This is a genomic window from Hymenobacter chitinivorans DSM 11115 (assembly GCF_002797555.1).
In the GTDB taxonomy this organism is placed as follows: domain Bacteria; phylum Bacteroidota; class Bacteroidia; order Cytophagales; family Hymenobacteraceae; genus Hymenobacter; species Hymenobacter chitinivorans.
In genome coordinates this window covers 703,215-716,724 of the sequence record NZ_PGFA01000003.1, presented here as the reverse complement: position 1 = coordinate 716,724, position 13,510 = coordinate 703,215, and the positions used below count along the sequence as shown (strand labels likewise).

13 protein-coding genes are annotated in these 13,510 nt (G+C 61.5%); 6 read left to right on the top strand and 7 right to left on the bottom strand.

What is annotated here, in order from left to right:
* Positions 1–398 (top strand): T9SS type A sorting domain-containing protein (locus CLV45_RS20000; protein WP_157807676.1); only part of this gene is annotated, 398 nt, incomplete at its 5' end.
* An 88-nt stretch (positions 399–486) separates the two neighbouring features.
* Here CLV45_RS20000 and CLV45_RS19995 read toward each other — a convergent pair.
* Complete coding sequence (locus CLV45_RS19995) at positions 487–1,137, bottom strand: response regulator transcription factor (RefSeq protein WP_100338238.1); 651 nt, start codon at positions 1,135–1,137, stop codon at positions 487–489.
* A 472-nt stretch (positions 1,138–1,609) separates the two neighbouring features.
* On the opposite strand from CLV45_RS19995, the gene CLV45_RS19990 reads away from it, so the two are divergent.
* The 4 genes from CLV45_RS19990 (at position 1,610) to CLV45_RS19975 (ending at position 5,604) form a co-directional block, all read left to right on the top strand.
* Positions 1,610–2,263 carry a response regulator gene (locus CLV45_RS19990; RefSeq protein WP_100338237.1) on the top strand — a complete coding sequence of 218 codons (654 nt, stop codon included), beginning with the start codon at positions 1,610–1,612 and terminating at the stop codon, positions 2,261–2,263.
* A gap of 282 nt (positions 2,264–2,545) precedes the next feature.
* Positions 2,546–3,451, top strand: a complete 906-nt coding sequence (locus CLV45_RS19985; RefSeq protein WP_100338236.1) for a cyanophycinase — start codon at positions 2,546–2,548, stop codon at positions 3,449–3,451.
* A 79-nt stretch (positions 3,452–3,530) separates the two neighbouring features.
* Entirely contained in the window at positions 3,531–5,093 is a 1,563-nt protein-coding gene (locus tag CLV45_RS19980) for an FAD-dependent oxidoreductase (RefSeq protein WP_100338235.1), read from the top strand.
* Positions 5,094–5,259: 166 nt separating this feature from the next.
* Positions 5,260–5,604, top strand: coding sequence for an STAS domain-containing protein (locus CLV45_RS19975; protein ID WP_100338234.1), 345 nt, complete (start codon positions 5,260–5,262; stop codon positions 5,602–5,604).
* Positions 5,605–5,618: 14 nt separating this feature from the next.
* Here CLV45_RS19975 and CLV45_RS19970 read toward each other — a convergent pair whose 3' ends face one another.
* Positions 5,619–6,293, bottom strand: coding sequence for a DUF1345 domain-containing protein (locus CLV45_RS19970; protein WP_100338233.1), 675 nt, complete (start codon positions 6,291–6,293; stop codon positions 5,619–5,621).
* Positions 6,294–6,401: 108 nt separating this feature from the next.
* The gene (locus CLV45_RS19965) at positions 6,402–7,760 is read right to left on the bottom strand and encodes a sensor histidine kinase (protein ID WP_100338232.1); all 1,359 of its coding nucleotides are present in this window, start codon (positions 7,758–7,760) and stop codon (positions 6,402–6,404) included.
* A gap of 111 nt (positions 7,761–7,871) precedes the next feature.
* On the opposite strand from CLV45_RS19965, the gene CLV45_RS19960 reads away from it, so the two are divergent.
* Positions 7,872–8,297 (top strand): endonuclease domain-containing protein, encoded by a 426-nt coding sequence (locus CLV45_RS19960; RefSeq protein WP_100338231.1) that lies wholly within the window; start codon positions 7,872–7,874, stop codon positions 8,295–8,297.
* A 60-nt stretch (positions 8,298–8,357) separates the two neighbouring features.
* Here the strand turns inward: CLV45_RS19960 and CLV45_RS19955 are convergent, their stop codons facing one another.
* The 4 genes from CLV45_RS19955 to CLV45_RS19940 form a co-directional block, all read right to left on the bottom strand.
* Entirely contained in the window at positions 8,358–9,734 is a 1,377-nt protein-coding gene (locus tag CLV45_RS19955; RefSeq protein ID WP_100338270.1) for a sigma-54-dependent transcriptional regulator, read from the bottom strand.
* A 607-nt stretch (positions 9,735–10,341) separates the two neighbouring features.
* The gene (locus CLV45_RS19950; protein ID WP_100338230.1) at positions 10,342–11,535 is read right to left on the bottom strand and encodes an ABC transporter permease; all 1,194 of its coding nucleotides are present in this window, start codon (positions 11,533–11,535) and stop codon (positions 10,342–10,344) included.
* A 143-nt stretch (positions 11,536–11,678) separates the two neighbouring features.
* Complete coding sequence (locus CLV45_RS19945; RefSeq protein ID WP_100338229.1) at positions 11,679–12,926, bottom strand: ABC transporter permease; 1,248 nt, start codon at positions 12,924–12,926, stop codon at positions 11,679–11,681.
* The gene (locus CLV45_RS19940; RefSeq protein ID WP_100338228.1) at positions 12,916–13,506 is read right to left on the bottom strand and encodes an RNA polymerase sigma factor; all 591 of its coding nucleotides are present in this window, start codon (positions 13,504–13,506) and stop codon (positions 12,916–12,918) included. The genes CLV45_RS19945 and CLV45_RS19940 overlap by 11 nt, the downstream gene beginning before the upstream one ends.
* Positions 13,507–13,510 lie beyond the last annotated feature (4 nt).

Here is a 13,510-nt window from a genome sequence, read left to right as displayed (position 1 = left end):
TGCTCGACGCCGTAACGGGCCAGCAGGTGGACCTGCGGCAGCAGAGCACTTACCGCTTCTCGGCCAGCAACGCGGCCCTGATTACCGGCCGCTTCTCGCTCAGCTTCGGCAGCCTGCGGCCCCTGGCTACCAGCAGTGGCACGTTGGCTTCCAGCGTCGCCTTGTATCCGAACCCAGCCCAGAAAACGGCTTGGGTAGAGCTGCCTGCCGCGCTGGGTCGTAAGCCCGTAACGGCCACGCTGCTCGATGCGCTGGGCCGCGTGGTGCGCACCCAACAGCTGCCCGCCAACGGCGACAAGGCCCATGCCCTGTCGTTGGCCGAGCTGCCCGTGGGCGTGTACTCGCTGCGGTTGAGCACCGAAGCCGGCTTGGTTACCAAACGACTTATCATCGAATAAACTCACGGTAACCAACTCCCCAAAAAAGCCCCCGGAATATTCCGGGGGCTTTTTTTATGGTCTGGATTTCGGCTTTGCCAGGAGCGGCCTACTCGGGCAGCAACCCGCTGCTGACGGCGAACTTGATGAGGGCGGCGGTGTTTTTGGCCTGGGTTTTCTCGATGATGTTCTGGCGGTGGGTTTCGATAGTGCGCTTGCTGGTGAAGAGCTTATCGGCAATTTCGGCGTTGGTCAGCCCTTCGGCAATGAGCTGCAGTACTTCCAACTCCCGTTTCGAAAGGCTGCTACCCACCTTGGGCGCATCGTAGGTGCTGGTTTCGGGGCTTTGAAATTTGCGCAGCAAGCCCATTCCAATGGCAGTGCACAGAAATGGCTGGCCAGCGGCCACGGCGTACAGTGCGTAAATCAGCTCGGTACGCCCCGTATTTTTCAAAGCGTAGCCTAGGGCGCCGGCATCCAGGGCCTGCACCACGTAGCGCTCATGGTCGAGCATGGACAGCACCAGCACCCGGGTTTGGGGGTATTGCTCGCGCAGGGCCGCCAGCGTGGCAAAGCCATCCATGCCGGGCATGTTCAAATCGAGCAGGATGACGTCGGTGGGAGTCGTCGGTAGCATGGCCAGCAGCTCCTCGCCGTTGCTGGCTTCGCCCACGACCTCCAGGCCCGGCTCGTCGCGCAGCAAGCTGCGGATACCGTCCCGGATAATGGCGTGGTCGTCAGTAAGAATAATCCGAATCATAGGGGAATCAGTGTTAAACCGAGCGTGACAGGCCCCGTGAAAAAGACTGGCACTTGCTTTCAACAATGACGGGCTCATTCCCTCCTGCTGCTTCTGGCTGCCGCTGTCCCGCTATCGTGCCCATAACTCCTGGCACACGACTGGTAAACTGCAATATTAAGCGCTCCACTCCCCGAAGCAGCAGGTGAAAGGCAAAAGCCGTATTTACCACGTATTACGGCTCCGCGCCATTTTTGGTCCGTATAAATACCTATTGTTGCCTACCTTTGCCGCTGACTAGAGGTGGGTATTGGGTGGTACGGAAAAAGATCAGCGTTTGATGTGGCAGGACGCATGTCCCGGAGAGGTGCCCTCTTTTTCTAATCATGGGCTCATCTGAAACTCATTTTCTGGTCCAACCTTATCCTCGCAAACGGGTTGTAATGAAATTGTTAGTTTCTTTCCAGCGCTTCATCCTTTTGGGCTCCAACGCATGACTCGTATCATCTTAGCCGACGACCATACAATTCTCCGGGAAGGTATCCGGGCGTTGTTGGTTGCCGAGCCCGACTTTGAAGTAGTGGGCGAAGCCAGCAATGGTCAGCAGCTACTGGATTTGCTGGCCACCACCCCGGCCGACATCGTGCTGCTGGACCTGACCATGCCCGAGCTGGATGGCTTTGCCGTCTTGCCCCTGGTGCGGACCCAGCACCCCGAAACGCGGCTGCTGATTCTATCCATGCTCGAGCATGAGCGCTACGTGGCGCAGGCCCTGGATGCCGGTGCTACGGGGTATATCCTGAAGAATGCTGCCATTGCCGAAATTCTGCACGCCATTCGGACGGTGGCAGTAGGCCATCCGTTTCTGTGCACCGAAATAGCGCTGGAGCTGCTGCGTAAGCTTACGCTGAACATGGAAAAGCAGTGGGAAGAAAGCCTGGAGCCCCGCCCGGCTGATTTATCGACGCGGGAGCTGGAAGTGCTGCAGCTCATTGCCGAAGGGCTGACCAACGCCGAAATTGCCGATAAGCTCTTCACCAGCAAGCGCACCATTGAAACCCACCGCCAGAACATCATCGAGAAAACCCAGGCCAAAAACACCGCCGCCCTCATCAAATTCGCCGTCAGCAGCGGGTTGGTGAAGTAAGTGGCCGCCGTTGCTTAGCGGCAAGTCAAATACGTATTTTGCGGGGTAGCACTACGTAATTTTGGGCTCCGTTCAGATGCAATGCTATTGTAGCCCTTCCGGCAGCCATGCCGGCAGACTAGCTTAATTATTTTAGTTTCAGTAGCTACCGCTAGGGTTACCCGGACCACTCCCAGGGTGGGCTTCTTCAAATAAGCGCACCTATCCGGCAACCCCGCCGGGCAAATTCTCGCATGTAGTAAGGAAAGGAACAGCACTCATGTTCTTATTTACTGTATTGCCATGCCTGGCCGCAAGAAAAAAACCACCCGTTCACAGGACCCCAGCCGCCCCACCTGTCCGCTTCCCCAGGGCATTTTGATTGCCGTGGGAGGCCATGAAAACAAGGGCGAAGAGCCCGAAAAAGGCTCTAATCAGGACAACAACCGCAACTTCGTTCCCGACGGTATTCTTCAGCGCTTCGTGCAAGAACTCGTGGGGCACGACCCGTTGGTACTCGTTGTTCCAACGGCTTCGTCGGTGCCGGAAGAAGCCGCCCGCGACTACCACGAGGTATTTCGCCGCTTGGGAGTTGGCCGGATCGAAACCCTCAACGTGCAGCAGCGCTCCGACGCCAACGACGAAAAAACCCTGCAACTGGTAAATGAAGCCGCCGGCTTCTGGTTTACCGGCGGCGACCAACTGCGCCTGACGGCCATTCTGGGCGGCACGCACCTGTTGCAGCGCCTGAAAGAGCGGTATGCCTACGACAAGATTGTCATTGGGGGGACCAGCGCCGGGGCCACGGCTATGTCGACGCCCATGATTTATGAGGGGCGCAATGATGCCGGCTTCCGCAAGGGCGAAATTGCCATTACCACCGGCCTGCGCTTTATGCACGACGTAGCCATCGACACCCACTTTATTGCCCGGGGCCGCATTGCGCGCATGGCCCAGATTATTGCCACCAACCCCACCTGCATGGGCATGGGGCTGGAAGAAGATACGGGCGTTATTGTGCGGGAAGGCTACAAGCTGGAAGTCATTGGTAGCGGCCTGGTAACCCTGCTGGAAGGTAGCAGCTGCACGGCTACCAACATCTACGACATCTCCAACGACACTCCCTTCTCCATTCGGGACCTGGTGCTGCATTTTCTCAGCGCCGGCGAAGAATATGAGTTGCCCATCACCCCTGATATGTACCAGTAACCAGCCCGCAGCAAGCTGATCCGTAGCAACCTCGGGGCGGAGGAGCACCGTAGTACTGCATTCCACCAACCCGCTTCGTATGCAACGTACTTCCGCCTCTACCGTCTCGTCGTGGCTGGGCACCGGCCCGGCGCTGCCCACCTTTTCGCCGTTGACCAAGAATGCCCAGACCGATGTGGTGGTCGTGGGGGGCGGTATTGCCGGCCTGACGACGGCCTACCTGCTGCTGCGCGAAGGCAAAAAGGTAATCGTGCTGGAAAGCGGAGAGTTGGGCAGCGGCGAAACCGGCCGCACCACGGCCCACCTTTCCAACGCCCTCGACGACCGGTACACGCGCCTGGAGCACTTGTTTGGGGAGAAAGGCGCCCGGCTGGCGGCCGAAAGCCACGGCAGTGCCATCGACCAGATCGAGAAGATTGTGCTGGAGGAAAAGATTGACTGCGACTTCACCCGGCTCGACGGCTACCTGTTTTTGCCCAAAGACGGCAAGCCTAAGGAGCTCGATGAGGAGCTGGCAGCCGCCCACCGCGCTGGCCTTACCGGCGTGCAGCGGCTGGCCGACTCGCCCACCAAGGGCTTCCAGACCGGTGAGTGTTTGGTGTTTCCCAACCAGGGTCAGTTTCATATCACGAAGTACCTCAACGGCCTCATCGAAGCCATTGTCCGGCGCAAGGGTCAGATTTTTACTAACTCCCACGTCACCGACGTGAAGGGCGGCACCGAGGCCACAGTGACGGTGGTGACCGGGGCTACCGTGACGGCCCAAGCCGTGGTCATGGCGACGAATACGCCCGTCAACGACCGGGTGGTGATGCACACCAAGCAGGCCCCGTACCGCACTTACGTCATCGGGGCCCGAATTCCGAAGGGCTCGGTAACGTTGGCCCTGTACTGGGACACGCCCGACCCGTACCACTACATCCGGCTGCAGGAAGTGAAGGAAGGCCCCCGGGGCGGCACGCCCAACTACGACCTGCTCATTGTGGGGGGCGAAGACCATAAAGTAGGCCAGGGTGACCCGGAGGAAAGCCTGCGCTGCCTGGAAGAGTGGACCCGGGAGCATTTTCCGATGGTGCAGAGCGTGGAATACCGCTGGTCGGGGCAGGTGCAGGAACCCAGTGACAGTCTGGGCTACGCTGGTCCCAACCCGCTCGACAACGAAAACGTGTACATCATCACCGGCGACTCGGGCCACGGCATGACCCACAGCACGCTGGGCGCCATGATTGTGACAGACCTGATCAAGGGCCGGCCCAACCCCTGGGCCGAGCTCTACGACCCGGGCCGCGTGACGCTGAAGCCCGCCTCGGCCTACGAGTTTGTGCGCGAAAACGTGAATGTGGCCATCGAGTACACCGAGTTGCTCACCGGCGGCGACGTATCGAAGGAGGAAGACATTGCGGCCGGTAGCGGAGCCGTGCTGCGCGAAGGCATCACGAAAGTGGCCGTGTACCGCGACGAGCAGGGCCAGACCCACAAATGCTCGGCCATTTGCCCCCACCTGGGGTGCGTGGTGCACTGGAACGGTCTGGAAAAAAGCTGGGACTGCCCCTGCCACGGCTCCCGCTTCGACGCCCTGGGCAAGCTACTCATTGGCCCGGCCAACAGTGATTTGGCCGCCGTGGGGGAGCCTGCTGAGTAACCCTTTTAGGGCCGGGGTACACACGCGGATTTCCGTATAAACCCCGGCCCCAAAAGAGTATTTACCCTTGATATCGGCTTCTGTGGCCGGCCTATCTTTGTATAAGCCTTCGCCACGGCGGCGGGCTGGTTATTGGAACGATAACACAGTCAACAAATTATCGGGCATGGATATTCTGAAATTGTCGCAGCCCAACGTTTTTGTGGTGAGCTTACGGGGCAAATGCGAGGGTGAGCAGGGAGCCAAGCAGCTGGTCGACCTGCTGCGCGAAGCCACGCAGAAGCAGGCCGGCACCCTGTGGCTACTCTGCCAGGAACTCACGGCCATCGACTTTCGGGCCCAGCAGGCCTTGCTGCGCCACCTACCGTTTTTGCAGCAAGCCCGTATCAAGCTGACGCTGTGTGGCCTGCAGCCCGCCGTCCAGCGGCAGTTCGAAGCCTCGGGCCTCAACACCCTGATTTCGCTGCTGCCTTCCGAAGCCTACAAAGGCCCCCGCCCCATCCTGCGCTAGCCCCGCGGCGAAGGCTAGAGCACTCCTGCCAGCCCGCTGATGCTCAGGGCCACCACCGCCGTATTGAAGCCAAACGACACGAGGCCATGCAGCAGGGCCAGGCGGCGTACATACTGACTGCTAATGCTCACGTCGGCCGTTTGGGCCGTCATGCCCACCACGAAGGAGAAGTAAGCAAAGTCCAGATAATCCGGGGGCTCCCGCCCGGGAAACTCCAGGCCGCCGGCGTCGCCGTCGGCCGTGGCGTCGTAGTAGAGGTGGGCGTAGCGCAGCGTAAACACGGTGTGCACCAGCAGCCAGGCCAGGGCCACGGCCGCAATGCCCAGCCCCACGTGCAGGTGCAGGGCCGGCCGGCTGAGCTCGTGCACCGAGCTCAGCAGCAGTATCACGGCCAATAGGCTGCTCAGGGCCGCCACCAGCACGAAGGCAAACGACAGGGTGCGGCTGGCGTCTTCCCGCTGGGCAGTCTGGCGAATATGCTTCACGTCGGCGGTGGTAATGGCGGCCCAGAACAGTAGCAGCGTCGTAAGGCCAAAGGCGTCCCAGGCGGCTACGGCCCGGGCCATGGGCAGCAGCTTAGCCGGCAGCAGCAGCCAAGCCCCGGCGCCCAGCAGCAAGGCCACGACTAGGCGAATAGTGGCCGAGAGCTGGCCTAAGCGGTGGATAAACCGAAAAATAGCGGACGACATAGGCAATAAGAGTCGTCAAAAGTGCGCAATAAAGCTGGGTTTCAATTGGCCCCGGCTTACGCCAACCAGGTCAGGCAAAATTCCCGGCTTCTGCTTTTCACGGAAAGGCTACGTTAGCTGAGTTGGCTGGCTCAGGGTCTTTGGTGGCTGCTCCACTTTTTCCGCCGTTCCAAACCCGATGGTAAAGGCCGTCGTGCCCGCCGCGGTGGTTTCGAGGCTGAAGGTGAAGCCGTGCTGGAGCAGAATGTCGCGAATCATGGTCAGGCCGATGCCCTGCCCGTCGCGCTTGGTGCTGAAAAACGGGGTAAACAGCCGCCGCTGCACCTCGGGGGCAATACCGGCCCCGTCGTCCTCGATGCGCAGCAGGGGCGGCTGCAGGCTGGTGTGAATGGTCAGGTTGCCGTCCTCGCCGATGGACTCCAGGGCGTTCTTGACAATGTTGAGCAGGGCCTGTTCAATCTGCTGACCGTCCAGTTCCACCCAGAGCGCCTCGGGCGCCAGCTGCCAGTGCCAGCGGATACGGCGCTTCTCGCTCTGCACCAGCATCAGGCGGTGAATGGAGCGGAGCAGGTCGTGCACGTCGTGGGGGCGGGGCGTGGGCGCGGGCAGGCGCACCAGGTTGGCAAAGTTGGCAATGAAGTTGGCCAGGTGGGTATTGCGGTTGATGGATACTTCCAAGGCCTCGGCGAAGTCGGGCTGGTCGGCGGGGCGGAGCTGCTCGGTGTAGTAGCTGAAGCTTTGCAGGATGGAGTTGATGGCCCCGATGGAATTGTTGATTTCGTGCGACATCATCCGGATCAGCTTCTCGTAGGCCTGCTTTTCCTGGCGAATCAGCTCCTGGGTCAGCTCCTCGAGCATGATAAAGTTGCGGGTAAAGCCCCGGTCGAGGAAGTGGGAACAGTGGGCCCGGTAGGTTTGGATGCCCGAGAGCTGAATTACCTGGGGCTGCCCGGCCTGCAAGGTGCTCAGCCCCGGGCCCCACTCGCCCGGCAGCTCGGCCGGCAGCTGACGCAGCAGCTGGCTCTGGGGCAGGCGCAGGCACCGCTCGGCGGCGGGGTTGGCGGCCTCGATGCGGCCGTCGAAGTCGAGGAGCAGGATGCCGGCCGGCGAGGCCTGAATCAGGCGCTCCAGCAGGAAGCTTTTCTCGTGCTGAGTAACGCGCTCCTGCCGCAGCTCGTCAATCATGTGGTTATAGACGTCGATGAGCTGGTCCATTTCCTTCTGGCCCACGGGCACGAATTTCATGGAGAAGTCCTTGGACCGGATGGCCTCGGTGCCGGCGGCAATGAGCTGAAAGGGCCGCACGAAGCCCCGGTAGAGCTGCACGGTGAGCACAATGGAAATGACCAGCAGCACTTCCGTAGCCACAAACAGCGGGGCGTTGGTATGCCGCAGCTGGGCCGCCAGAGCAATGAGCACGCCGTGGATAAGGACAACGAAGAGCAGAAATTTGACGCGCAGGGTCATTCGTAGGAGTTAGGCTTCAAAGCTAGTAAGCTAGTTCCCCTCCTCAGCTGAGGAGGGGTTAGGGGTGGTTGACAACCATTGTTTATCTTGAACCTACTAAAACTATCTGCTATGTCGGCTACCGAGCATATCCACAACCTTATCCAGGAGAAGGACCACCGCCGGCAGCTTCGCCGCCACCTTACCCCGGCCGAGGCACTGCTGTGGCGGACCTTGCAGCGGAGCCAGCTGGCCGGCCGCAAGTTTCGGCGCCAACACAGCATCGGTTCCTACATCGTGGACTTCTACTGCCCAGCCGAGAAGCTGGTAGTGGAGCTGGATGGAGCGGGACACTTCACGGTGAGCGGCGAGGCTCACGATGTGGAGCGCACGGCTTACCTGAACAAGCAGGGAATACAGGTGCTACGGTTCGAAAACAAGCTGGTGCTGGAGCAGATGGATGGGGTGTTGGCTGGAATCGAGGCGGCGTTTGGTGCTGGGGGTCGTTCTGACGTTTCAACCACCCCTAGCCCCTCCTCATCTGAGGAGGGGAACTAGCTTGCTAGCTTCTTTTAGCTTTCCAGCCTTTTCTAGCTCCTGCCAGCCCCTGCCCTGCCCCTACTCATCGAAGGGAATGTCGTACTTCTCCAGCCTGCGGTAGAGGGCGCCGCGGCTCAGGCCCAGGGCTTTGGCCACGCGGCTCACGTTGCCGGCGTAGAACTCCATCGACTTGCGGATCATCTGCACCTCTACTTCTTCCAGGGTCATGGAGCCCACGGGCGGCAGCTCGCCGGGGGCGGCGGCTTTGGCGGGGGCTTTGGTAAACTGGGCCTGGAAGTCTTCGGGGCTGAGCTCATCCTTGCCCGACACCAGCACGGCCCGCTCCACCAGGTTTTTCAGCTCCCGGATGTTGCCCGACAGCGGCAGTTCGCGCAGCCAGTGCAGGGCCTTGGTGCCCACTTTCAGGGAGGGCCGGTTGTAGGTGGTGCGCAGGTTACTCACAAAGTGGTTTACCAGCAGCGGAATGTCGTCGGGCCGCTCGCGCAGGGCGGGCAGGCGCACGGTTATCAGGTTGATGCGGTAGTAGAGGTCTTCCCGGAAGCGGCCCTCGCGCACCATCTCGGCCAGGTTGCGGTTGGTGGCGCAGATTACCCGGATATCGAGGCTGCGGGCCCGGCTGTCGCCGAGCACTTCGTAGGTACGGTCCTGGAGCACGCGCAACAGCTTCACCTGGGAGCCCAGGTCCAGCTCCCCGATTTCGTCGAGGAAGATGGTACCCTTGTTGGCCAGCTCGAAGCGGCCCACCCGGTCGGTCTTGGCGTCGGTGAAGGCCCCGCGGCGATGCCCAAACATCTCACTTTCGAAGAGCGAGGCCGAAATACCGCCCAGGTTGACCTTCACGAAGGCTTTGTCGCGGCGGTGACTGTTCTGGTGAATGGCCTCGGCAATGAGCTCCTTGCCCGTCCCGCTCTCGCCCTCAATCAGAACGGAAGCATCGGTGGCGGCTACCTGCCCCACGTTGCGCAGCACATGCAGCAGCTGGGCGTCGGCGCCGATAATGGAGCGGAAGTTGAACTGCCGGTCCAGCTCGCGGCGGCTCAGCCCGGGCCCGGCGTCGGCGGGGCGGTCCTGGAGGCTGAGAATGGTGCGGATGGTCTGGAGCAGGGAGTCGTTGTTCCAGGGCTTGGTCACGAATTCGGCGGCCCCGGCCTTGATGCCCTCCACGGCCAGGGTAATAGAGCCCCAGCCGGTTATCAGAATCACGGGCACCTGGGGCGCAATATCTTTCACCTGGGCCAGCAGCTGCAGACCGTCGTGGCCGGAGGTGTCCAGGGAGTAGTTCATGTCCATCAGCACCAGAACCGGCGGGGTGGTGCGCACCACCTGCAGGGCTTCCTCGGGCGTGGCCGCGCCCTTGGTGGCGTAGCCGGCCTGCTTGAGCAGCAGCCCCAGGGAAGTGCGGACGGCCAGATCATCGTCTACAATCAGAATCATAAGCAGCAGCTGTTTCGGCGGGAGCAGGTCGGGCAGGTCGTCGCCCGGGAGGGGCATTGGCTGCGAAGGACGGAAAAGCCCGGTAAAATTCGAGAAAGAAAATATTGTTTTGCCCACCGGCGGCAGCCCCGGCCCGGCCGGGCCACGGGGCAGCAAGCCCAAATGTTGACGTTAGCGACTGTAAACACCAATCCGGAGCAGTGACTACCCTATTCCCTAGTCAGAGGTGGCGTTTGGGAGTACCGAATGCAACATTTGTGTATCCGGGGAGGCCCCTCCCGTGCAGCGGAGGGGCCTCGGCTGCACGGGAGGGGCCTCGGCTGCAGCGGAATGGCATTCCGGTGCAGCGGAGGCCCCTCCCGTGCAGCCGAATGGCAAACCGGTGCAGCCGAGTGGCATTCCCGTGCAGCGGTTTGCCATTCCGGTGCAGCCGAACGGCATTCCGGTGCAGCCGATTGGCATTCCGGTGCAGCCGATTGGCATTCCGGTGTAGCCGATTGGCATTCCGGTGTAGCCGATTGGCATTCGGCTACACCGGAACGCCAATCGGGTGTTGGGGTTTAGCAAGTTCTTGCAGCGCAGCGGTTTTCGGCCGCTTGCAGCTGGCTTATTCCTCGCGCAGGGACACGGCGGGCTGAATGCCGGCGGCAATGCGGCTGGGCTGCAGGGCACACACGGCCGTGAGCACGAAGATCAGCAGCGTGGCCAGGCCCATAGCCTGCATGTAGACCTCGGTGGCCACCCCGAATACGCCCAGCAGCGGAAACTGCGCGGCCAGCAGCAGCCCCCCAGCCACGCCCAGCACCGTCACGACCATCATTTCGCCCAGAAACTGCCCGCTGATGCCGTTGCCGGTGGCGCCCAGGGCCCGGCGCAGCCCGATTTCGGCCTTGCGCTGGTTAATGTTGTACCACAATACCCCGAACAGGCCCAGGGCCACGTTGATAATTAGAAACAAACCGACCATTCCCAGCGCCATCAGCGGGGTCATAATCACCTTCATTTTGTCGCGGCGGTTTTCGTCGAGGGTATTCACGTTGGCATCCCAGCCCTTGGTCATGGCTTTGATCTTGCGCACGAGCTGCTGCTCGAGTACGGCCCCGCTACCGGGCGCCACGCGCACCAGCAGCAGCGGGTCTTCCTGGTTGCCGATGCGGGTGGTGCCCTGCAGCACGCGGCGGTGGAAGATGGCGGGCTCGTTGGCGGCAAAGTCGCTGCCCGAGCGGTAGAAATCAATGACGCCCACTACCTGCCAGTCTTCGGTACCCTTCTCGTTGGTCATAATCTTGCCCACGGCCGGCTCCTGGCCGAACATGGCCTCGGCCAGCTTCCGGTTGATGATGACCGGCTGGTGGGCGGCGCCATCGTCGCGGCGGTCAAACCAGCGGCCGGCCACTACGTTCAGGCCCAGCACCGGCACCATGTCGTCGTCGGCGTCGTAGCGCTCGGTCAGGGGCGCCTGTTTGCCGTGGTAGCGGTACTCGTCGGTATTCCGGTTGTTGAACGAGAAGGGCGAGTTGGTGCTGGTGTGGGTCACGGCCACCACGCCGGGCGTAGCCTTGAGCTGCTGCATCACCAGGCGCAGCGTGCCGCGCCGGTCGGTGGTGTCCTGGCCGGGGCTCAGGTCAAACTCCCACACGTTGTCGGAGCGGAAGCCCATGGGCTGGTGGTAGTTGTAGTAGTTATTGACCAGCAGCACGCTCACCACGAAGAGCACGAAAAACGAGAGCAGGATTTCGGCGATGAGCAGGAAGTTGGACCGTTTCCGGTTCCAGATCAGGGTAAACAGGTGACGTAACATCGGTGAAATGGTGAGATGGTGAAATAGTGAGTTTGCTGTTCTGGGAAGGCAGTGAAGTGGAAGAGTGGTGAGTTGAACGTTTTGACGGGGCAGAGCCGCCCGAACGACAACTCACCAGTTCACCAGTTCACTAGTTCACCACCTCACTTTCCTTTCAGGGCCTGCACCGGCTGCAGGCGCGACATCTTAAAGGCGGGATACACGCCCGAAAGCACGCCGAAAAAGAGCGTCACGAGCAGGGCCCAGCTGAAAATGCGCCAGTTCAGCTCGAAGTGGGCGTAGGCCAGAATCTGGGCGCCGTCGATGAGCTGCAGGGCCACGTAGGCCAGCAGCAAGCCCAGCAGGCCCCCAATGGCGGTCAGGAAGATGTTCTCGACCAGAAACTGCCCGATGAGCGTGCCGCCGGTGGCCCCAAAGGCCTTCCGCACCCCGATTTCGGAGGACCGCTCCATAATGCGGCTCACGTTGATGTTGACCAGGTTCAGGGCTGGCAGCAGCATAAAGAGCAAAGCCAGGCCCGACAGAATAGAGTACAGAATGCTCAGGCCGTTGGACTCGTAGTTGGTCAAAGGGCTCATGATTTGCCGGGAGTAGGACGCCAGCAGCGGGTCGGCGTGCAGGTCGAGGTGGTCCATGTTTTTGGGGTCGGTCAGGGGAATCCGCTTGGCCATCTGGTCGAATTCGGCCTGCACCGCGCTAATATCCCCGGTGGACTTAGCCAGCACGATGGCCGAGAAGTCGCCGTCGAGGCTCACCCGCTGCAAGTCGCTGGGGCTGGTCGTGAGCGGCACCCACACGTCGGCGTAGGACGCCAGGCGCATGGCCGGCACGTCGTCGACCACCCCGATGACGCGGAACTTGGTTTGGTTGATTTCGATGGGGCGGCCCACCACGCCCTGGTCGGTACCGAAGTACTTGCGGGCCGTGGTGCGGTTGATAACAGCCACGTGGGCCGCCGACTTCACATCGGCCTGGTTGTAGGGCCGGCCAGCGTGGAAGGTGAAGTCGAGCACCTGCCAGAAGGCCTCGTCGGTGTACTTCAGGTCGAGGTCGAGGCGGCTGTTGCCCACGTAGCTGGGCGTGGCGTGGAAGTTGGAGTAGATGGCCACCTGCTCCGGGGTGCGCAAGGCACGCACGTACTTATTGAGCAGGTAGTAGCTGGGCGGCGAGTTCTGGTTGCCGCCGTCCTTGTACTTGATGTGCAGGAAGTTGGAGAACAGCATCCGGTCGAGCCGGCTTTCCGGGGCGTGGGCCCCCACGGTGTGGTCGAACATGGCCACCACCACCAGCAGCACCATCAGCGTGAAGCTGATGCCGAAGAGGCTGATGAAGGTGAAGAACTTGCGGCGCAACAGCACCTTCCAGGCGATTTTGAGGTAGCTAAGCAGCATAAGACTGGGGCTGAAAAGAAGAGGAGGAATGAAGCGAGGCCAGGCGGCGCTGGAGCAGGGCGCGGGCTTTGCTGAGCTGCGACTTGGAAGTACCCTCCGAGATGCCCAGCAGCGCGGCAATTTCGGGGTGGTTGTAGCCCTCCACGGCGTAGAGGTTGAACACGGTGCGGTAGCCGGCGGGCAGGTCCTGAATCAGGCGCAGCAGGTCGGCCGTGTCCAGGTTGCTTTCGGCCGTGGCCCGGATGCTGGCCACCGCGTCGTGACAGTCGTCGATGTCGAGGTGCAGGGGCTGGCGGCGGCGCAGCTGGCCCAGGGCCTCGTTGATCAAAATGCGCCGCACCCAGCCCCGGAAGCTGCCCTCGTGACGGTACTGCTCCAGAGCCCGGAACACCCGCACAAACCCCAGCACCAGCGCCTCTTCGGCTTCTTCCTGGTGGCGCAGGTAGCGCAGGCACACGGCCAGCATGCCGGGCGCCAGCCGGTCGTAAAGCACCTTCTGGGCCCGGGGATTACCGCGGCGGCACTCGGCCAGCAGGTCGGTTTCGGAAAGCTGGGCCAGGGAAGAAAGCAGCGTAGCCATGATG